This window comes from Paenibacillus sp. FSL E2-0151 (genome assembly GCF_037993015.1).
In the GTDB taxonomy this organism is placed as follows: domain Bacteria; phylum Bacillota; class Bacilli; order Paenibacillales; family Paenibacillaceae; genus Paenibacillus; species Paenibacillus amylolyticus.
The window spans coordinates 6,218,211-6,239,538 of the sequence record NZ_CP150308.1 but is presented as its reverse complement, the minus strand read 5'-3'; the positions used below and the strand labels follow the sequence as shown (position 1 = coordinate 6,239,538).

Sequence of the window (21,328 nt, the reverse complement as noted above, 5' to 3'; positions counted from 1 at the left end):
CCCCGGATTTCCACCTTTTAAAATGGATTAAAAGAAATCCGGGGATAACAGCGATCGGAAAGTTATTCTGTTATCGGAGTTCACGTGCAATAGGAGTGTTCGTTCTACATAGATCAAATTAACGGAGGGATGGCCCTGTATGGACCCGATGCACCGGATGGAGCAACTCGTTACCGAGCTGAACCAGCATAATTATCAGTATTACACGATGGATCAGCCACAGATCAGCGATAAGGAGTATGATCTTCTGTACGATGAACTGGTTACGCTGGAACAGGAAAGCGGCATGGTTCTGCCTGATTCTCCAACACAGCGTGTGGGCGGCGAACTGCTCAAGGGGTTTACCCCGCATCGCCACTTATCTTCCTTATGGAGTCTGGACAAAGCACAGAATATTGAGCAACTTCGGAGCTGGAATACCCGTGTACTGAAACTGATTAATGACTATAACAGTAAAAATCCCGATACGCCTTTACCGGAACCAGGTTATGTTATTGAGTTGAAGTTTGACGGATTGACGCTGAACCTGACGTACACCAACGGTGAGTTGGTACAAGCCTCTACTCGTGGTAACGGTACTGTAGGCGAAGGGATTTTGGCACAGGTGAGAACGATCCGATCCGTTCCGCTCAAAATTCCTTACACAAGCGGTACGATTGAAGTACAGGGTGAAGGCATCATGAATCTGTCTGTCCTGGATCGATACAATGAGACGGCGGCAGAGCCACTCAAGAATGCGCGTAATGCAGCAGCGGGAGCGCTCCGCAACCTGAATCCGAAGGCTACGGCTGAGCGTAGGCTGAATGCTTATTTTTATAATGTAGGTTATTCGGATGACATTCAGTTTGCCAATCATCAGCAGATGATGGACTTCCTGCGTGAGAACCGCTTCAAAGTTAATCCATCGATTACTTATTTCCATGAGTTTGATGATGTGATGGAACAACTGGCCGCGATTCAGGAGAACCGAGGGCAGCTAGACTATCTGATCGATGGAGCTGTTATCAAAATTACGGACATGCGCACCCGCGAGGTGTTGGGTTATACCGATAAGTTCCCTCGCTGGGCGGTAGCATATAAATTCGAAGCAGAAGAGACCACGACGGTTCTTAACGCTGTGGTATGGAATGTGGGTCGTACTGGCAAAGTAACTCCGTTGGCACGGGTAGAACCGGTTGAACTTGCCGGAGTAACGGTACAGAACTGTACTCTGAACAATGTCGGCGATATTGAGCGCAAAAATCTGAAGTTTGCTCTGGGCACACGGGTCTTTATCCGTCGCTCCAACGACGTCATTCCTGAGATTCTGGGTAAAGTGACGGAGGAGAGTGATGGCGAGGAGATCGTCTTCCCTGAGCAATGCCCGGCATGTGGATTCCCACTGGAGCAACGTGGAGCGCATCTGTTCTGTAACAATAGACTTGCGTGTAAACCACAAACGGTGGCACGTATTTCCCATTTTGCTTCCCGTGATGCTATGGACATCGAGACGTTCAGTGAGAAAACAGCGATTCAGTTGTATGATGAATTGAACGTACGTGAGCCTGCCGACCTGTATACGTTACAGTTTGATGATCTGGTGAAGCTGGAGCGGTTTGGGGAAAAGAAAGCGAACAACCTTATCGCTGCGCTTGAGCTTAGTAAAGATAGAGACTTGGCTTCCTTCTTATACTCACTGGGTATTCCGAACACAGGTAAATCGACAACGCGCATGCTCGCTGATCATTATCGAGATCTGCACGCCATTATGAATGCAACCGTGGAAGAACTGGTTGAACTACCCGACGTGGGTGGTATTGTGGCAGAGAGCATCGTAAACTTTTTTGCAGATCCGTTTACACAGGCTGCAATTGAGAAAATGCTTAACTTGGGCGTGAAAGCTCAGGCACCTGAGGCACCAGCCGTTGCTGTTGTGGAAGATTCCTTCTTCAGTGGTAAAACGGTCGTCTTGACCGGAACGCTGCACCAATTGACGCGGGAAGAGGCAACGCAAAGACTGGAAGCGCTCGGAGCGAAGGTGACTGGCAGTGTGTCGAAAAAGACAGATTTGGTTATTGCCGGAGAGAAGGCAGGTAGTAAACTAACCAAAGCCCATGATCTTGGCATTCCTACGATTGAGGATGAGGACGAACTTGTACGTCTTTTGAACCCACAGGGTTAAAGTGTAATCAGAGAGTTCATAATGAGGAAAAAGAAAAAGGCCCCCGAAGACACGAATATGTGATCGGGGGCTTTTGCTATTTATTTTATTGAATTATTTTTACAACGAAAGAACGCTCACCAGTCTTATCTTATCTGATCATGATCCACTTAAATTGTTAGGGATGCGCTGAGATGCGCCTGTAAGCCATGCATCCTTGTCATATCCTCGTTCTTCCCAGTAACCAATATGTTCGCTGTCGATGAGTTCAATGCGATTCAACCATTTTACTGATTTATAGGCATACATCTGAGGAATGACGAGCCGTACCGGACCGCCGAGATCAGCAGGGATAGGTTTGCCATCATGCATGACAGCGACCATAATATCTTCCATTTGCGCTTGATCCATCGTAATGGCATCCGTATACACACCATCACCGGAATAAAATTTCACACTGTGAGCTTCCGGTTTGACCCCGGCTTGTTTCAAAAGCTGTGCAAGAGAGATACCTTCCCAGGTATTCTTATATACAGACCAGCCCGTTACACAGTGAAAATCACTAACCTGTACGGTGCGCGTCAGCTTCACGAATTGTTCCCAATTCCAAACCTGTGCCCGTTCAACCAGTCCATCAATTCGGAAAGACCAGTTAGCATTGGAGAAGGACGGTATAGGCGTAACCGTATATACGCGGAAATGACCTTCAGCTCCGCCTCCAATGGGAGGTGAAGAGGCAGACAGCGGTTGTGGCAGAGGAACCATACGGTTAGGGTCGTTCTCCAGCATGCTATCAATACTGTTATCGATCTTGAGATTTCGTCCTACCCAGGATATAAAAGTAGGACCAAGAGTCACGGCGAGACCAACCCCCACAGCAGAACGGATGAAAGCTCGTCGTGTATACAACGGTTGAGGTCGCTCCTCTGATTTGAGGGGATCTCTCTCGGAACTGCGATCAAACTGGGAAGAAGATATAGCAGCCGGAGTTTCTTTTTCATCCGATATTGAATCAGATGGGTCAGCTGTATTTTGAGTTCGTGTTGAAGTTGTAGTGGTTTTAACCGCACGACGTGCAGGATCCTTTAACCATTTGGTCCGAGTGATGGAGTGATAGATAATATAAGGTAAGCCCACCCAAGTCAGCAGGTCATGGATCAAAAGTGCAGCATTCGACCATCGAGGTCCAGCTAGCTTGAACTGCCATAATACAATACCCGAGAGGAGCCAGCCTACCAGCAGCGCAAGAACAAAGATGGTGTTCACCCTTTGCCAAGGTCTATTACGAAGCTGTTTCCAGTGCTTCCCGGCCAAAATCAAGTAATACACTACGGGTGCCAGCATAGCTAGCCCAACGATGATATGTAGCCATTTTAACCAGACACGTCCAATTCCGAGTATCTCGCGCCAAAAGCCGCCTACCAACATAAGACCTGAGATAGCAAGGATCACAACAATCCAGGCATTCCAAGCATGGATGGAAACCAACTTTTTGCCGTAACCTTTGCGTCTGTTCTTCAACCATTGTTTCAAGTGCGATCACCCCATATAGGTTAGTAATGAGTTTATTCAGAACTTTGATATGTAATAGCTAGCTGTGAATGGAGTACGTGATCTGTGTAAAGGTGCAATGCGAGATGGTTATACGATTGTTCATAGGTTACTTATGAAAGTAGTACACTTGACTGCTTAACCTTATCCCTATATCTATATACCTTATTATAGAGTTTTTGGATCACTTTCTTCAAACTACATAGAAGGGCAGGGATCGTTATCCCATCTTGGGTTCAGAGAATGTGCTAATCTGTCGAATACAGGTTGGAAACAAGACACCGTAGATGAAGATATCATGATATCAAAAGGTCGATTAAAAATGCTTGCTAAATAAATCACTACGTGATATATTATTTCTTGTCGCTTCAAACGAATGATTGTCATAATCATTTGAAAAATGACGAAAACAAAGTGTTGACAGTAAGTTAGTTAACATGATATGATAAGATTCCTGTCCGGTTGACAAACATCAACATAAACGGACAATACAAGTTCCTTGAAAACTGAACAAATGGATAGTAACTTTTGATTCACAATGAATCGTCAGATTCAAAATGAGCTTATCGCTCTTTTCAATACTTTATTGGAGAGTTTGATCCTGGCTCAGGACGAACGCTGGCGGCATGCCTAATACATGCAAGTCGAGCGGACTTGAAGAGAAGCTTGCTTCTCTGATGGTTAGCGGCGGACGGGTGAGTAACACGTAGGCAACCTGCCCTCAAGTTTGGGACAACTACCGGAAACGGTAGCTAATACCGAATAATTGTTTTCTTCGCCTGAAGGAAACTGGAAAGACGGAGCAATCTGTCACTTGGGGATGGGCCTGCGGCGCATTAGCTAGTTGGTGAGGTAACGGCTCACCAAGGCGACGATGCGTAGCCGACCTGAGAGGGTGATCGGCCACACTGGGACTGAGACACGGCCCAGACTCCTACGGGAGGCAGCAGTAGGGAATCTTCCGCAATGGGCGAAAGCCTGACGGAGCAATGCCGCGTGAGTGATGAAGGTTTTCGGATCGTAAAGCTCTGTTGCCAGGGAAGAACGCTTGGGAGAGTAACTGCTCTCAAGGTGACGGTACCTGAGAAGAAAGCCCCGGCTAACTACGTGCCAGCAGCCGCGGTAATACGTAGGGGGCAAGCGTTGTCCGGAATTATTGGGCGTAAAGCGCGCGCAGGCGGTCATTTAAGTCTGGTGTTTAATCCCGGGGCTCAACCCCGGATCGCACTGGAAACTGGGTGACTTGAGTGCAGAAGAGGAGAGTGGAATTCCACGTGTAGCGGTGAAATGCGTAGATATGTGGAGGAACACCAGTGGCGAAGGCGACTCTCTGGGCTGTAACTGACGCTGAGGCGCGAAAGCGTGGGGAGCAAACAGGATTAGATACCCTGGTAGTCCACGCCGTAAACGATGAGTGCTAGGTGTTAGGGGTTTCGATACCCTTGGTGCCGAAGTTAACACATTAAGCACTCCGCCTGGGGAGTACGGTCGCAAGACTGAAACTCAAAGGAATTGACGGGGACCCGCACAAGCAGTGGAGTATGTGGTTTAATTCGAAGCAACGCGAAGAACCTTACCAGGTCTTGACATCTGAATGACCGGTGCAGAGATGTACCTTTTCTTCGGAACATTCAAGACAGGTGGTGCATGGTTGTCGTCAGCTCGTGTCGTGAGATGTTGGGTTAAGTCCCGCAACGAGCGCAACCCTTATATTTAGTTGCCAGCACTTCGGGTGGGCACTCTAGATAGACTGCCGGTGACAAACCGGAGGAAGGTGGGGATGACGTCAAATCATCATGCCCCTTATGACCTGGGCTACACACGTACTACAATGGCCGGTACAACGGGCTGCGAAATCGCGAGATGGAGCCAATCCCAACAAAGCCGGTCTCAGTTCGGATTGCAGGCTGCAACTCGCCTGCATGAAGTCGGAATTGCTAGTAATCGCGGATCAGCATGCCGCGGTGAATACGTTCCCGGGTCTTGTACACACCGCCCGTCACACCACGAGAGTTTATAACACCCGAAGTCGGTGGGGTAACCGCAAGGAGCCAGCCGCCGAAGGTGGGATAGATGATTGGGGTGAAGTCGTAACAAGGTAGCCGTATCGGAAGGTGCGGCTGGATCACCTCCTTTCTATGGAGAATCGTTTCCTGCAACGGAAACATTCAAATATGCAGGTTCTTAGAACCTGCAACAGCAACACAGTTACTTATCCATTTGTTCAGTTTTGATGGAATTTGAGGGGCCATAGCTCAGCTGGGAGAGCGCCTGCCTTGCAAGCAGGAGGTCAGCGGTTCGATCCCGCTTGGCTCCACCAAACAATTTCATCTATTTGGCTTGTTCTTTGAAAACTAGATATCGAAACGAAACAAACGCGAATTAGAACATTCCTTTAAGCTGATCTTGTGTAAACAAGTGAAGTGTTTTTATAAGGTAGATTGCTGGAGCGAGTGATCGAAATGGAGCGACTTTTGGATTTGGACGTAGTCCAAACCAAGCGGAGCGACAGCTCGAACACGAGCGCAATGGTTAAGCTACTAAGAGCACACGGAGGATGCCTAGGCGCTAGGAGCCGATGAAGGACGTGGCGAACAACGAAACTGCCTCGGGGAGCTGTAAGCAAGCTTTGATCCGGGGGTGTCCGAATGGGGAAACCCAGCTGGGGTAATTTCCAGTTACTCACAACTGAATACATAGGTTGTGCAGAGGCATACCAGGGGAACTGAAACATCTAAGTACCCTGAGGAAGAGAAAACAATAGTGATTCCGTCAGTAGCGGCGAGCGAACGCGGAGAAGCCCAAACCAAAGAGCTTGCTCTTTGGGGTTGTGGGACGTCTCACATGGAGTTACAAAGGAACCGGTTAAGCGAAGAGGTCTGGAAAGGCCCGCCAAAGAAGGTAAAAGCCCTGTAGTTGAAAGTTGGTTCCCTCCGAGACGGATCCCGAGTAGTGCGGGGCACGTGAAACCCCGTATGAATCCGGCAGGACCATCTGCCAAGGCTAAATACTTCCTAGCGACCGATAGTGAAGCAGTACCGTGAGGGAAAGGTGAAAAGCACCCCGGAAGGGGAGTGAAATAGAACCTGAAACCGTGTGCTTACAAAAAGTCAGAGCCCGTTTTAGGGGTGATGGCGTGCCTTTTGTAGAATGAACCGGCGAGTTACGTTCCCGTGCAAGGTTAAGGTGAAGAGCCGGAGCCGCAGCGAAAGCGAGTCTGAATAGGGCGACTTAGTACGTGGACGTAGACCCGAAACCGGGTGATCTACCCCTGTCCAGGGTGAAGGTGCGGTAACACGCACTGGAGGCCCGAACCCACGCATGTTGAAAAATGCGGGGATGAGGTGGGGGTAGCGGAGAAATTCCAATCGAACTCGGAGATAGCTGGTTCTCCCCGAAATAGCTTTAGGGCTAGCCTCGGAAAACAGAGTCGTGGAGGTAGAGCACTGATTGGGTGCGGGGCCCGCAAGGGTTACCAAGCTCAGTCAAACTCCGAATGCCATAGACTTACTTCCGGGAGTCAGACAGTGAGTGCTAAGATCCATTGTCAAAAGGGAAACAGCCCAGACCATCAGCTAAGGTCCCCAAGTGTGTGTTAAGTGGGAAAGGATGTGGAGTTGCACAGACAACCAGGATGTTGGCTTAGAAGCAGCCACCATTGAAAGAGTGCGTAATAGCTCACTGGTCGAGTGACTCTGCGCCGAAAATGTAACGGGGCTAAACACACCACCGAAGCTATGGCTTGATGCTTTGCATCAGGGGTAGGGGAGCGTTGTATAAGGGTTGAAGGTGTACCGTAAGGAGCGCTGGACATTATACAAGTGAGAATGCCGGTATGAGTAACGAAAAGATCAGTGAGAATCTGATCCGCCGAAAGCCTAAGGGTTCCTGAGGAAGGCTCGTCCGCTCAGGGTAAGTCGGGACCTAAGGCGAGGCCGAAAGGCGTAGTCGAAGGACAACAGGTCGAAATTCCTGTACCACCGTAAGCCGTTATGAGCAATGGGGGGACGCAGTAGGGTAGTGACGCGGACTGATGGATGTCCGTCTAAGCAGTAAGGCTGATGTGTAGGCAAATCCGCACATTGTAAGGCTGAGCTGTGATGGGGAGCGAAAATTATAGTAGCGAAGGTCATGATCTCACACTGCCAAGAAAAGCCTCTAGCCAGGTGATGGTGCCCGTACCGCAAACCGACACAGGTAGGCGAGAAGAGTATTCTAAGGCGCGCGGAAGAACTCTCGTTAAGGAACTCGGCAAAATGACCCCGTAACTTCGGGAGAAGGGGTGCCCCGGTAGTGTGAATAGCACGAGGGGGCCGCAGTGAAAAGGCCCAAGCGACTGTTTAGCAAAAACACAGGTCTGTGCGAAGCCGTAAGGCGAAGTATACGGGCTGACGCCTGCCCGGTGCTGGAAGGTTAAGGGGAGTGGTTAGGAGCAATCCGAAGCTGTGAACCGAAGCCCCAGTAAACGGCGGCCGTAACTATAACGGTCCTAAGGTAGCGAAATTCCTTGTCAGGTAAATTCTGACCCGCACGAATGGCGTAACGACTTGGGCGCTGTCTCAACGAGAGATCCGGTGAAATTTTAATACCTGTGAAGATGCAGGTTACCCGCGACAAGACGGAAAGACCCCATGGAGCTTTACTGCAGCTTGATATTGAATTTGGGTACGATCTGTACAGGATAGGTGGGAGCCTTTGAAACGTGAGCGCCAGCTTGCGTGGAGGCAACGTTGGGATACCACCCTGATCGTATCTAGGTTCTAACCTGGTACCGTAATCCGGTGCGGGGACAGTGTCAGGTGGGCAGTTTGACTGGGGCGGTCGCCTCCTAAAGAGTAACGGAGGCGCCCAAAGGTTCCCTCAGAATGGTTGGAAATCATTCGAAGAGTGCAAAGGCATAAGGGAGCTTGACTGCGAGACCTACAAGTCGAGCAGGGACGAAAGTCGGGCTTAGTGATCCGGTGGTACCGCATGGAAGGGCCATCGCTCAACGGATAAAAGCTACCCTGGGGATAACAGGCTTATCTCCCCCAAGAGTCCACATCGACGGGGAGGTTTGGCACCTCGATGTCGGCTCATCGCATCCTGGGGCTGAAGTAGGTCCCAAGGGTTGGGCTGTTCGCCCATTAAAGCGGTACGCGAGCTGGGTTCAGAACGTCGTGAGACAGTTCGGTCCCTATCTGTCGTGGGCGTAGGAAATTTGAGAGGAGCTGTCCTTAGTACGAGAGGACCGGGATGGACGTACCGCTGGTGTACCAGTTGTTCCGCCAGGAGCACCGCTGGGTAGCTATGTACGGACGGGATAAACGCTGAAAGCATCTAAGCGTGAAGCCCCCCTCAAGATGAGATTTCCCAGTATGTAAGACCCCTTGAAGACGACGAGGTAGATAGGCTGGGGGTGGAAGTGCAGCAATGCATGGAGCTGACCAGTACTAATCGGTCGAGGGCTTATCCAATAGCAAGTGATAATTCGCATGTTTCGTTTCGAATCTAGTTTTCAGAGAACGATCTCTGAAATGAAAATTGGTACATCACAGAACGTGTGTATGATTTTCAGTTCCATATCTGATTTTAAGAAGCTATGCTTCGACAAATCGCGTTTGGTGGCGATGGCGGAGGGGTTCCACACGTACCCATCCCGAACACGACCGTTAAGCCCTCTAGCGCCGATGGTACTTGGACCGCAGGGTCCTGGGAGAGTAGGACGCCGCCAAGCGAAGAACCACTGCCGATGTTATTCGGTGGTGGTTTTTATTTGTTTATTTTAGGGGATGCGGAAGCATCTCTTATTTGACTTTGTAAGAATCCTCTGACACACTCTAAGGGGTACATATATCAGATATCAGGCCATGATTTGGATTGATATAACTCTAGCGAATGGGGTGTAGGACAACATGGAAATTCAGAAATTGACGGTAGATGATTTTGAACCGGCGATGGCACTCTCCGAATATGCTTTTCAAGTAGTAATGAGTGAAGAACAGAAAGAAAAACGGCGGAGTCAATTTTCGTCACAGGATATATGGGGTGTATATGAGGACGGGCAGCTAGGAGCCAAACTTCACATCATTCCTTTTCAAACCTATATTCATGGCAGATCGTTCGAGATGGGCGGTATTGCGGGTGTTGCCACCTGGCCAGAGTATAGACGCAAAGGCTGGGTAGCGGGTCTGCTGAAGCATGCGTTGGAAGAAATGAATCGTAACAAACAGAGCATATCATTCTTGCATCCATTCTCTTTTGGTTTCTATCGGAAGTATGGATGGGAGACGTATGTTGAATTTAAACGTTATAAAGTACCTACAGCTCATTTGCCTCAGAAAAAAGCGACACCTGGAACAATTCGGCGTGGGGATCCGGGCCTCAGCATATTAAAGGAAGTATACAGTGCTTATGCTGAGCGTTATAACGGAACTCTGGTTCGGGATGATGCAAGGTGGGAGAATTCAGTTCTTGTTAATGGGACCAGCCAGAAGGCTGTATATTACGATGAAGCTGATGCAGCACAAGGTTATCTTTTATATGAGGTTAAGGAAAATAAATTTACCATTAAAGAGATCATCTATCTGAATGAAGAGGCTAGGCAAGGGCTGTGGACCTTTATTGCTAACCATGATTCCATGATCCAGGAAGTTACGTTGCAGGCGCCTGCCAGTGATACGCTTGCCTTCCAATTGGATAACCCACGGATTCAGCAGGAGATTGTACCTTATTTTATGGCGCGTATCGTTAGTGTAGAGCAGTTTATATCCCAGTATCCATTTGCAAGCCAGGACTCACCGGTTCAGATTGTACTTCAGGTAGAAGATGCCCACGCTCCATGGAATGAAGGGGTATGGCAATTAAACGTAGCAATGAACGGAACAGCGTCCATATGGAAAACATCGGAGCCAATTACTGATGATCAGATCATTAAGGTGGATATTCAATCCCTTACCGCGGTGCTCATGGGATATCGCAGACCAACGGAAATGGCACGAATCGGAAGAATTCACGGACCGAACACAGCAATCAAGGCTTTGGAACAAGCGATTCCTGAACGGGAAACCTATTTGCTCGATTTCTTCTGATGACTATTCCCACTGCTCCATTTAACTTGATTAGCTTATATAGAAATACGGCGTGATTGAAAGACAAATGGACTTCTCCAGCAATTTTGGGGAGGTTTTTTTGTGTCTGGGGAATATTTCGTGTAAAATCGTAAAAAATGAATAGTGACCCCACTTGGCAAAACCACAAAATATGTTATAATGGTTATAAAGTCAAAGAAAGTCAAAGTCAACTAAAGGTTTAATACTTAAGTAGCTTTCTTTCTACAATCTGATGCATGATCGCCAATATACGGGATTCATTTCATCGGAGGATCAAGGGAATATTAAAGGACCTTCGTGCTTCCTTCGCTCTCCTGTTAACACCTGTGGAAGCAAGATTCGCTGTTTCCCTGATTGGTTAAATGGGTAGAGAAGGTGTACTCTGTGGGGGCGTGTGGGTCCTTATTGACTTAACGTTTCAGACAGTGGAGGATGATTGGATGCGTAATATCTCTGATATTATCGAACGATATCTGAAGAGTATTTTGCATGAAAGTCCCGAAGGAATGGTTGAAATTCAGCGTAATGATCTGGCAGATCAATTCTCATGTGTACCTTCCCAGATCAATTATGTCATCAGCACACGTTTTACACTCGAGAAGGGATACCTGGTAGAGAGTAAACGCGGCGGTGGTGGTTATGTTCGCATACAGCGCATTGAATTACCGGCCCAATCAGCTCTGCATAATCATTTGCACCATAGTATTGGTGAAGAGATCGGGCAGACAGCTGCCGAAGGTCTGATCTATCAACTGGAAGAAGCGCGCTTCTTGAACAAACGGGAAGCCGGGTTGATGCGAGCTGCTGTATCTAGAGAGGTTATATTGGTCAAACTTCCTTACCGGGATCAAATTCGTGCCAGAATGTTGAAGGCGATGTTAATATCTTTGCTCGGTAAATGAAAACTATCGGGGTCAAAGGAGGTACATCAATATGCTGTGCCAAGAATGCAATAAACGTCCGGCGACACTTCATTTTACGAAGATCGTAAATGGAGAGAAGACGGAATTCCATATTTGTGAGTCATGTGCCCGTGAAAAAGGGGAAATGATCCCTGGAACAGCAGGTGGGTTTTCCATTCACAACTTGTTGTCCGGATTGCTTGATTTTGATCCAGCCGGCAAAAGTGGATCGGCAGGAACACCACCTGCAAAAGCTCTTCAATGTGAAGAGTGTGGTATGACGTACGCACAATTTAGTAAGATAGGCCGGTTCGGCTGCAGTTCATGTTATAAATATTTTGACAGTCGTCTGGATCCTTTGTTCAAGCGGGTTCATGGTAATACGTCCCATGTAGGCAAAGTGCCTGCACGAGCTGGTGGTCGCATCAAGGTGAAACGGCAAATCGCTGATCTGAAGCGTGAGCTCCAAGAGAGCATCGCGCAAGAGGAATTTGAAGAGGCGGCCCAGATCCGTGACCAGATCAGAGGACTTGAAAAAGGAATAGCTCAGGAGTAAAGTTTGTCATGAGTAGGAGGGATGCGTAATGCCTAATCTGCGCTTTACAGAGAAGGCGCTCAGCGACTGGATGCGCAGTGATGCGGCTGATTCCGAAATTGTCATTAGCAGCCGTGTCCGGATTGCACGCAACCTTCAGCATGTTCCGTTTCCGATGCTGGCTTCCAATGAGCAATCGGAAGAGGTGCTGAATAAGCTGAGCGAAGTACTTCAATACGATGACGTTCATGCCTTTGGGGATTTTCATACGTTGGATCTGATCGATATTGACGAACTCGACAAACGGGTGCTGGTGGAGAAACATCTCATCAGTCCAAGTCTTGCGAATGAATCCAGGAATGGTGCGGTTATTCTCAGTGAGGATGAGTCAGTCAGTATTATGATTAACGAAGAGGATCATCTTCGTATCCAGTGCCTCTATCCGGGGTTCCAGGTGAAAGAAGCCTGGGAGAAAGCTTCCGCAATAGATGATGCTTTTGAAGCGCACGTGGATTATGCTTTTGATGATCGCAGAGGATACTTAACCAGCTGTCCTACTAATGTAGGTACAGGTGTTAGAGCATCGGTTATGATGCACTTGCCTGCCCTGGTGATGACACAACAGATAGGCCGTATTCTAACCGCAGTTTCCCAAGTGGGATTGACGGTAAGAGGAATATACGGTGAAGGTAGCGAGGCGATGGGTAACCTGTTCCAGATCTCGAACCAGATTACATTGGGACAGACCGAACAGGAAGTCATTGAGAACCTGCATGGTGTTGTGTTACAGATGATTGGTCATGAACGTACAGCCAGAGAACGGTTAATTACCGACTCCAGACTGCGGATTACGGATCGTGTCATGCGTTCTTATGGCATATTGTCTCATGCAGCTATTGTTGATTCCAAGGAAGCTGCACAGCGCTTATCGGATGTACGCCTTGGCGTGGATCTCGGATTGTTGGATGGACTGTCCATCACGGTAATGAATGAGTTGAATGTGATGACACAGCCGGGATTTTTGCAGAAAACATTCGGGGAAGATATGCGCACAGATGAGCGTGACATATACCGTGCTCAGTTGATTCGTGATACGATTAATGCAGCGAAGCAGTCCTAGTTTAGCCTGATATAGTATTGAATTATGGTTTCATGCCGCATTGCGGCTTTTATATAATAAGGCATGTACAAATGCCGAATGACTTTATTCGCAGCACGGCTGCAAACAAAAATGATATGAAGAATACGACGGTTATTTCATTACATGACCTCGTTTTATCCAAAACCATGGAGGTGCAGGAGATATGATGTTTGGAAGATTTACGGAACGGGCCCAAAAGGTGCTCGCACTCGCGCAGGAAGAAGCTGTCCGTCTCGGTCATAATAACATCGGTACTGAGCATATTTTGCTCGGCCTCATTCGTGAAGGCGAAGGCATCGCAGCCAAAGCACTGATCGGCCTGGGACTCGGATTGGAAAAAATTCAGGATGAAGTAGAAACGCTAATTGGCCGTGGCCAAGAGCAACCTACCAACATTGCATATACGCCACGTGCGAAAAAAGTAATTGAACTGTCTATGGATGAAGCTCGTAAATTGGGCCACACTTATGTAGGCACAGAGCATATCCTGCTTGGATTGATTCGTGAAGGCGAGGGTGTTGCAGCACGTGTGCTCAATAACCTAGGAATTAGCCTGAACAAAGCACGTCAACAAGTGCTGCAATTGCTTGGCAGCAGTGAAGCTGTATCCAGCCATAATGGCACACCTGCCAATGTAAGCACACCAACGCTGGACAGTCTGGCACGTGACCTCACGGCATACGCCAGAGAGAATAACCTTGACCCGGTCATTGGACGTAGTAAAGAAATTGAACGTGTCATCCAGGTGCTCAGCCGTCGTACGAAGAACAACCCGGTATTGATCGGTGAGCCAGGTGTAGGTAAAACAGCGATTGCTGAAGGCCTTGCACAAAAAATCATTGCAAATGAGATTCCGGAAACATTGCGCGACAAACGTGTAATGACCCTGGATATGGGTTCTGTAGTCGCTGGAACCAAATATCGTGGTGAGTTCGAAGATCGTCTAAAAAAAATCATGGATGAGATTCGCCAAGCAGGTAACATTGTCCTGTTTATCGACGAATTGCATACCTTGATTGGCGCAGGCGGAGCTGAAGGTGCCATCGATGCTTCTAACATTTTGAAACCGGCTCTGGCCCGTGGAGAATTGCAGTGCATTGGTGCAACAACGCTGGATGAGTATCGTAAATACATCGAGAAGGATGCAGCGCTTGAGCGTCGTTTCCAACCGATTACTGTAGATCAGCCTTCTCCGGAAGAAGCGATTCAAATCTTGCACGGTTTGCGTGACCGTTATGAGGCGCATCACCGCGTGAAAATTACGGACGAAGCAATTGTGCAGGCGGTTAAACTGTCTGACCGTTACATTACAGACCGTTTCCTGCCAGATAAAGCGATTGACCTGATTGATGAAGCGGGTTCCAAAGTAAGATTGAACTCTTACACGATCCCACCAAACCTGAAACAACTGGAAAGCCGTCTGGAAGATATCCGTAAGGAAAAAGACGCTGCAGTTCAAAGTCAGGAGTTCGAAAAAGCAGCAGCTCTGCGTGATACGGAACAAAAAATCCGTGAAGAGCTGGATGTAACGAAGAACCAGTGGAAAGAGAAACAAGGTCGCACCGATTCCGAGGTTACTCCTGAGGATATCGCACAAGTGGTAGCCAGCTGGACAGGAATTCCTGTGAACCAACTGAAAGAAGAAGAGACACAGCGTCTGATGAATCTGGAGTCTATTCTACATGAACGTGTCATCGGTCAGGATGAGGCAGTGAAGTCTGTCAGCCGTGCGGTTCGTCGTGCTCGTGCGGGACTTAAAGATCCAAAACGTCCGATGGGTTCATTCATTTTCCTCGGCCCTACAGGGGTAGGTAAAACAGAACTTGCTCGTGCTCTGGCTGAAGCGATGTTCGGCGATGAAAATGCAGTAATCCGGATTGATATGTCCGAGTATGGTGAGAAGCACTCGACTTCCCGACTTGTCGGAGCGCCTCCAGGATATGTTGGGTACGAAGAAGGTGGCCAGCTGACAGAGAAAGTTCGTCGCAAACCATATTCCGTAGTCCTGCTCGATGAAATCGAGAAAGCACATCCAGAAGTATTCAATATCTTGTTACAAGTGCTTGAGGATGGTCGTCTGACGGATTCCAAAGGTCGCGTCGTTGACTTCCGCAATACGCTGATCATTCTAACATCCAACGTGGGTGCCGAAGCGATCAAACGTAACTCTACACTGGGCTTCACTGCAGTTGTAGATGCAGGAGCAGATTATGACAACATGAAGGGGAAAGTGATGGATGAGCTGAAGAAAAGCTTCCGTCCAGAGTTCCTTAACCGGATTGATGAAATTATCGTGTTCCATTCACTCGAAGAAAAACACATCGCTGAAATTGTTACGCTTATGAGTGAAGAACTTCGGAAACGACTGCTCGAACATGAGGTCGATTTCGAACTCACTGATAATGCCAAGTCTTTCCTTGCGAAGTCAGGCTTTGATCCAGCTTACGGTGCGCGTCCGCTTCGTCGGGCAATCCAGAAGCATATCGAGGACAAATTGTCCGAAGAGTTGCTCACAGGTAACGTAACCAAAGGGGATTCATTGCTCATCGACGAAGAGAACGGTGCACTGTCTGTTACGAAAAAAGACGTGGTCGTTCCGACCAATGAGGAAATCGAAACTAAATAATATTTAGCAAGCTTTGGAGTTAAACTTCAGCTTGTATTGATCCATAATCCTTAATCAAATCCTTCCCGGCTTCGGCCGGGGAGGATTTTTTGCACTTTGGACAGAAGACGGACATGATTATGTCAGGAACATGTGTAAAGTTTGCGATAATCCTTTACGAAAAATCTCAAACAATGGTAAACTTTTAGTAACCCTGCACGTCAGGGAGTTTGGGTGAAATTCGTCGAATAATGCAAAATGCTGTTATAAAATTAAATTATAGGAGTGCTGAAGTGGCCAAAGTTAAAACCAAGTTTCAATGTACGGAATGCGGCTATGAAGCCCCCAAGTGGTACGGTAAGTGTCCGGGTTGTCAGTCATGGAATTCAATGGTGGAAGAAACAGAGACGGTGGTCAAAACACAAGGGAGAAATTCTCCTCTGTTTGACAGTAAAGATAAACCGCTTCCTATCATAGATATAGATAGCGGTCAGGAACCGCGTGTACAGACTGGAATCGGAGAGTTGAACCGGGTATTGGGTGGCGGAATCGTTCCGGGTTCACTCATTCTGGTGGGCGGAGATCCGGGTATTGGTAAATCAACGTTGATGTTGCAGACGTCTCATGCTTTGACGCATTCGGGTTTGCGTGTGTTATATGTTTCCGGTGAGGAATCAGTCAAGCAAACCAAATTGCGGGCAGACCGTCTCGGGGCACTCTCTGCCGAGTTGTATGTACTGTGTGAAACCAATATGGAACGTGTAGAGGAAGCGGTGGATCAGATCCAGCCGCATTTTCTGGTCATCGACTCCATTCAGACGGTATATCTTCCCGAAGTTACCAGTGCGCCTGGTAGTGTTGCACAGGTAAGGGAATGTACGTCAAGGTTCATGCGGATTGCCAAAGGCAGAGGCATTGCAACGGTTCTTGTGGGGCATGTTACCAAAGAAGGTGCCATTGCTGGTCCACGTATGTTAGAACATATGGTGGATTGCGTGCTTTATTTTGAAGGAGAACGGCATCATACGTATCGCCTGCTGCGTGCGGTGAAGAACCGTTTTGGTTCCACCAATGAGATTGGTATTTTTGAAATGGGCGAGGATGGACTTCGTGAGGTGGGCAATCCGTCCGAACTCTTTTTGTCGGAACGTCCACTGGGTGTAGCAGGTTCAACGGTAGTTGCCAGTATGGAGGGGACACGTCCTCTGCTCGTGGAATTACAGGCGTTGATCTCGACGACCCATTTTCCTTCTCCTCGCCGTATGGCAACAGGGGTAGATCTGCATCGATTAAATCTGATCATTGCAGTGCTGGAGAAACGGATGGGCATGTTTTTACAGACCCAGGATGCGTATCTGAACGTGGCTGGTGGAGTACGATTGGATGAGCCCGCTGTAGACTTGGCGGTTGCCGTCAGCATTGCATCCAGTTTGAGAGATGTACCGACCAAGCCGGATGACGTCATCTTTGGCGAGATCGGTCTGACAGGTGAAGTTCGAGCCGTATCACGGGCCGAACAACGAGTGAAGGAAGCCGCAAAGCTGGGCTTCAAACGAGTCATTTTACCGGAAAAAAGCTTAAAGGGCTGGAAACATCCTCGCGGGATACAACTGATCGGTGTGAATACCGTGGCAGATGCACTAGCGGTTGCTTTAGATTAGGGGGCATAACAAGATGAAAGATATGAGCCAACTGGATAATATGAATGAATTGTTAAGGCTGATCGCACCAGGTACACCTTTCCGCGAAGGTCTGGAAAATGTGCTGCGCGCCAAGACGGGCGCACTGCTTGTTGTAGGATACAGCCCTGAAGTAATGGAAGTAGTGGACGGGGGATTCTCGATTAACTGTGATTTCTCCCCGAACTATCTGTACGAACTCGCCAAGATGGATGGAGCCATTATTCTTAGCGAGGATTTGAAGCGTATTCTTTACGCCAATACCCAGTTAATCCCGGACTCTTCGATCTCTTCATCAGAGACGGGGATTCGTCACCGGACGGCAGAGCGTGTAGCAAAGCAAACGGGTAAATTGGTCGTATCCATATCACAGCGCCGGAATATCATTACTTTGTATCAGGGAACACTTCGTTATTCCCTCAAGGAAATCGGGGTTATTTTGACCAAAGCGAATCAAGCGATTCAAACCCTGGAGAAATACAAAGCGGTATTAACACAGTCCCTTACGAATCTGAGTGCCTCTGAATTTGAGGAGCTGGTGACGATTCCTGAAGTGGTTAATGTGATTCAGCGTACCGAAATGGTGATGCGGATCAAAACGGAAATCCAACGGTACATTCATGAACTCGGGAATGAGGGACGACTCATTTCCATGCAAATGGAAGAACTTGTGGGTACAACCGAAGAAGAAGCCTGGTTATTGTATAAAGACTATGCCCGTGACGACAGTGATGACAAAATCCGTGAAATTATCGTGGGACTGAAAAGATTGTCGGACGATGAGTTGCTGGATGCACATCATATTGTCCGTCTGCTCGGCTATCCATCATCAGCGGCTACTTCTGAGGATTCGGTTGCACCTCGTGGATTCCGGGTATTAAATAAGATCCCCCGCTTGCCCAATGTCATTATCCATAACCTGGTGGATCAATTCGAACAATTGCCTCATGTTATTATGGCTACAATTGAAGAACTGGACGAAGTGGACGGTATTGGTGAAGTTCGTGCCCGGACCATTAAGGAAGGCCTCAAACGTTTGCAGGAGCAAATGTTTATCGACAGACAGATGTAAGGGTTTGCCTATATAAAGGCTTGAAATGGATGAGGTGAAACAACGATGTTAACCAGATTCATTCCGAATCTCTTTACCCTGGGTAATCTGTTTCTTGGAATGATGGCAATTTTGCTTGCGATTGATGGAAATTACAGTTTGGCTGCCATTATGGTCATTGTAGCGATGCTGCTGGATGGTCTGGATGGTCGAGTGGCACGTGCACTCAATGCCCAAAGTGAATTCGGCAAGGAACTGGATTCCTTGTCTGACATGGTTTCCTTTGGTGCAGCACCAGCCCTGATCATATTTATGGTGTCGTTTCAAGATTCGATGCCGATCCTCGCCTGGATTGCAACAGCGGCTTTTCCGATCTGTGGAGCCATTCGTCTTGCTCGGTTTAATGTTCGTCCGGGAATCCCCGGGTATTTCACAGGTCTGCCGATTCCGGCAGCCGGTGGGGTACTGGCCACATTGTCCTTGTTCAATAAGGATATTGGCCCGGTTAGTATGATGATTGCTACATTGCTGTTATCGTATCTGATGGTGAGTTCGCTTAAATATCCCAATTTCAAAAAGGTCGGTTTGCCACGAAAGGCAATCTGGATTGCACCATGGGTTGTGTTATTTGCCATAGCCGTAGCCGTTATTTTCCCGGAGCAGTTATCCAAATTGATCTTTATTCCGTTGGTGTTATACGCCCTGTATGGAATGAAGCATAATGTGCGAACAGCGGCCTCGCGTAGTCGGGCGAAAAAGCGCAAGGATGAGAAATCTTCCCGTCCTTCCGATCGTTAAGTCGCCTTGGGGACAGACACTATACAAAGAAAGCACGTACTCTCCTGAACTGGAGAATGCGTGCTTTTTGTTTATTCAGATCTATTTACGGTAAAAGAAACCCTTACGGACGACATACATATCTTCTTACGACAGATTAAACATCCCTAACGTTGAACACTTCTGTGATTCGTGATTTACGACCTCTTCCATGTTAATGTCCAGCAGGTTGCAGAGAGCCGACATGTAGAACAGGTTACGCCCTAGCTCAGAGCTGATGACCTCTCTGCAGTTCTCACACAACTCACCTTCCACATGCGTTTCCAGCAGGCCCTTGGTTTGAGCGATATCGCTCTCCGGGGCATATTTCTGCTTGGTGGCGTGCAGCTCGATGCAGCCGCATTCGGTAATGGCTTTGGACACGGCACGGTTAACAGACGCTCCGGCTTGTCCCGTTTTGGACAGTACATCAATCAGGCTGCGATGACGCAACAACAGTTCAGAAACTTGATCCTGGAAAGCCTGTAAACTTAGCGTACTCATTTTGCCACTCACCTCGGGATATGAATTGAATTCATTATATGCCAATAATTTACCTACTTTCAACTGACGATTGCAACATTTCCAAAAAGTTCTTGCGGATGGGATTAGCAATTCAGGAATTGGATCATACTGGATATAAAGATCAAGATACATTGAAGGAGGTGCAGGGACTAATGTGGAAAAAAGGCATTTTAACTTTTACAGGATTGTGCGGTGCATGGTTCGGCTACACGGCATATCATCTGGCAGGAAAATCGGTCCCATGGATGGCGGAGTGGATTCAGTCAGCAGGATTACTGGGAGCTGGTATATCGACTCTGCTGGGAGCTGTAATGTTTATGGCTGTATGTAATATTGGTGGAACATTGATGGCAGACAGGCTGCATAGTGGAATTGATTCATTGGCAAAAGTACCTATGAACGAATTGGCTGCAGGTGCTGCAGGTACCGTTGCAGGATTGCTCGTGGCCTTGTTGCTCTACCCTGTTGTGGGATGGATGGGGACGGCAGGAGAAGTGCTGCAAGTGGCGCTGACGGTGATTAGTGCTTATTCCGGTTATGCCCTTGCCATGGCGAAGAAAGACGATCTGGGGGCCTTCTGGATGTCTGGACGATGGGGTCATCCCGAGGTGGACGAGGATAGACGGATGGAAGAACATAAAATTCTGGATACCAGTGTTATTATCGATGGGCGTATCGCTGATATATGCAAAACCGGATTTATTGAAGGCACGATCGTAATTCCGGAATTTGTTCTGGAGGAGTTACAGCATATTGCTGATTCATCGGATCTGCTCAAGCGGAACAGAGGACGGCGTGGACTGGACATTTTGAACAAAATCCAGAAGGAACTTGATGTAAAAGTCCTGATCTACGAGGGGGATTTCGAGGAAATCTCCGAGGTGGACAGCAAACTGGTTAAACTGGCTAAAGTGCTTCAGGGTAAAGTGGTCACCAATGACTTTAACCTGAACAAAGTGTGCGAACTCCAGGGTGTATCTGTGTTGAACATTAATGATCTTGCCAATGCGGTTAAGCCGGTTGTTCTGCCAGGTGAGGAGATCATGGTGCAGATCATCAAGGATGGCAAGGAGCATGGTCAAGGTGTAGCCTATCTGGATGATGGCACAATGATCGTTGTGGAAGGCGGACGCGAGTATATCGGCATGATGATGGAAGTGTTGGTGACCAGTGTGTTGCAGACTTCAGCGGGACGAATGATTTTTGCCAAGCCGAAACTGTTGGAAAAAGCCCAATAAAGCGGTATGATGGGTAGTGTATCGTTGAATGATATTGTATATCTTTGGACGATA

General features: G+C 48.0%; 12 protein-coding genes, 1 tRNA gene and 3 rRNA genes. 14 read left to right on the top strand and 2 right to left on the bottom strand.

Going from position 1 to position 21,328, the window contains the following annotated elements:
* Window positions 1-139: 139 nt before the first annotated feature.
* A complete protein-coding gene (gene ligA, locus MHI55_RS27830) occupies window positions 140-2,161 on the top strand; it encodes an NAD-dependent DNA ligase LigA (RefSeq protein WP_047840609.1) in 2,022 nt (673 codons plus the stop codon).
* A gap of 138 nt (window positions 2,162-2,299) precedes the next feature.
* On the opposite strand, the gene MHI55_RS27825 is transcribed toward ligA, so the two are convergent.
* On the bottom strand, window positions 2,300-3,673 hold the full coding sequence (locus MHI55_RS27825; RefSeq protein WP_340387712.1) for a molybdopterin-dependent oxidoreductase: 1,374 nt from the start codon (window positions 3,671-3,673) through the stop codon (window positions 2,300-2,302).
* A gap of 601 nt (window positions 3,674-4,274) precedes the next feature.
* Here MHI55_RS27825 and MHI55_RS27820 point away from each other — a divergent pair.
* From MHI55_RS27820 to pssA, 12 genes are all read left to right on the top strand, one after another.
* Window positions 4,275-5,827: ribosomal RNA gene (locus MHI55_RS27820) — 16S ribosomal RNA — on the top strand.
* A gap of 108 nt (window positions 5,828-5,935) precedes the next feature.
* A tRNA-Ala gene (locus MHI55_RS27815) sits at window positions 5,936-6,011 on the top strand.
* A gap of 210 nt (window positions 6,012-6,221) precedes the next feature.
* A 23S ribosomal RNA gene (locus tag MHI55_RS27810) occupies window positions 6,222-9,147 on the top strand.
* A gap of 143 nt (window positions 9,148-9,290) precedes the next feature.
* A 5S ribosomal RNA gene (gene rrf, locus MHI55_RS27805) occupies window positions 9,291-9,407 on the top strand.
* The 16S, 23S and 5S rRNA genes sit together here with 1 tRNA gene alongside, the layout of an rRNA operon.
* 178 nt (window positions 9,408-9,585) lie before the next feature.
* Window positions 9,586-10,761 carry a GNAT family N-acetyltransferase gene (locus MHI55_RS27800; RefSeq protein WP_076254732.1) on the top strand — a complete coding sequence of 392 codons (1,176 nt, stop codon included), beginning with the start codon at window positions 9,586-9,588 and terminating at the stop codon, window positions 10,759-10,761.
* Between the two features lie 461 nt (window positions 10,762-11,222).
* Window positions 11,223-11,684, top strand: coding sequence for a CtsR family transcriptional regulator (locus MHI55_RS27795; protein ID WP_036671579.1), 462 nt, complete (start codon window positions 11,223-11,225; stop codon window positions 11,682-11,684).
* 31 nt (window positions 11,685-11,715) lie between these two features.
* On the top strand, window positions 11,716-12,240 hold the full coding sequence (locus tag MHI55_RS27790; protein WP_036607138.1) for a UvrB/UvrC motif-containing protein: 525 nt from the start codon (window positions 11,716-11,718) through the stop codon (window positions 12,238-12,240).
* 28 nt (window positions 12,241-12,268) lie between these two features.
* Complete coding sequence (locus MHI55_RS27785; RefSeq protein WP_036607140.1) at window positions 12,269-13,339, top strand: protein arginine kinase; 1,071 nt, start codon at window positions 12,269-12,271, stop codon at window positions 13,337-13,339.
* A gap of 184 nt (window positions 13,340-13,523) precedes the next feature.
* The gene (locus MHI55_RS27780; RefSeq protein WP_101315040.1) at window positions 13,524-15,986 is read left to right on the top strand and encodes an ATP-dependent Clp protease ATP-binding subunit; all 2,463 of its coding nucleotides are present in this window, start codon (window positions 13,524-13,526) and stop codon (window positions 15,984-15,986) included.
* 272 nt (window positions 15,987-16,258) lie between these two features.
* Window positions 16,259-17,626 (top strand): DNA repair protein RadA, encoded by a 1,368-nt coding sequence (gene radA, locus MHI55_RS27775; RefSeq protein WP_101315041.1) that lies wholly within the window; start codon window positions 16,259-16,261, stop codon window positions 17,624-17,626.
* Window positions 17,627-17,639: 13 nt separating this feature from the next.
* Window positions 17,640-18,716, top strand: a complete 1,077-nt coding sequence (disA, locus tag MHI55_RS27770; protein WP_036607144.1) for a DNA integrity scanning diadenylate cyclase DisA — start codon at window positions 17,640-17,642, stop codon at window positions 18,714-18,716.
* Between the two features lie 45 nt (window positions 18,717-18,761).
* Window positions 18,762-19,493 carry a CDP-diacylglycerol--serine O-phosphatidyltransferase gene (gene pssA / locus MHI55_RS27765; RefSeq protein ID WP_017692048.1) on the top strand — a complete coding sequence of 244 codons (732 nt, stop codon included), beginning with the start codon at window positions 18,762-18,764 and terminating at the stop codon, window positions 19,491-19,493.
* 126 nt (window positions 19,494-19,619) lie between these two features.
* On the opposite strand, the gene MHI55_RS27760 is transcribed toward pssA, so the two are convergent.
* Window positions 19,620-20,015: a hypothetical protein gene (locus tag MHI55_RS27760; protein ID WP_017692049.1), complete on the bottom strand. Its 396-nt coding sequence runs from the start codon at window positions 20,013-20,015 to the stop codon at window positions 19,620-19,622.
* Between the two features lie 173 nt (window positions 20,016-20,188).
* On the opposite strand from MHI55_RS27760, the gene MHI55_RS27755 reads away from it, so the two are divergent.
* Entirely contained in the window at window positions 20,189-21,274 is a 1,086-nt protein-coding gene (locus tag MHI55_RS27755; protein WP_340390654.1) for a PIN/TRAM domain-containing protein, read from the top strand.
* Window positions 21,275-21,328: the final 54 nt, after the last annotated feature.

Bases quoted from the DNA above. Each gene is read 5' to 3' on its own strand.
- pssA (WP_017692048.1), top strand. From the start codon at position 18,762: ATGTTAACCAGATTCATTCCGAATCTCTTTACCCTGGGTAATCTGTTT.
- MHI55_RS27795 (WP_036671579.1), top strand. From the start codon at position 11,223: ATGCGTAATATCTCTGATATTATCGAACGATATCTGAAGAGTATTTTG.
- MHI55_RS27780 (WP_101315040.1), top strand. From the start codon at position 13,524: ATGATGTTTGGAAGATTTACGGAACGGGCCCAAAAGGTGCTCGCACTC.
- MHI55_RS27785 (WP_036607140.1), top strand. From the start codon at position 12,269: ATGCCTAATCTGCGCTTTACAGAGAAGGCGCTCAGCGACTGGATGCGC.
- MHI55_RS27760 (WP_017692049.1), bottom strand. From the start codon at position 20,015: ATGAGTACGCTAAGTTTACAGGCTTTCCAGGATCAAGTTTCTGAACTG.
- MHI55_RS27800 (WP_076254732.1), top strand. From the start codon at position 9,586: ATGGAAATTCAGAAATTGACGGTAGATGATTTTGAACCGGCGATGGCA.
- MHI55_RS27755 (WP_340390654.1), top strand. From the start codon at position 20,189: ATGTGGAAAAAAGGCATTTTAACTTTTACAGGATTGTGCGGTGCATGG.
- disA (WP_036607144.1), top strand. From the start codon at position 17,640: ATGAAAGATATGAGCCAACTGGATAATATGAATGAATTGTTAAGGCTG.
- ligA (WP_047840609.1), top strand. From the start codon at position 140: ATGGACCCGATGCACCGGATGGAGCAACTCGTTACCGAGCTGAACCAG.
- MHI55_RS27790 (WP_036607138.1), top strand. From the start codon at position 11,716: ATGCTGTGCCAAGAATGCAATAAACGTCCGGCGACACTTCATTTTACG.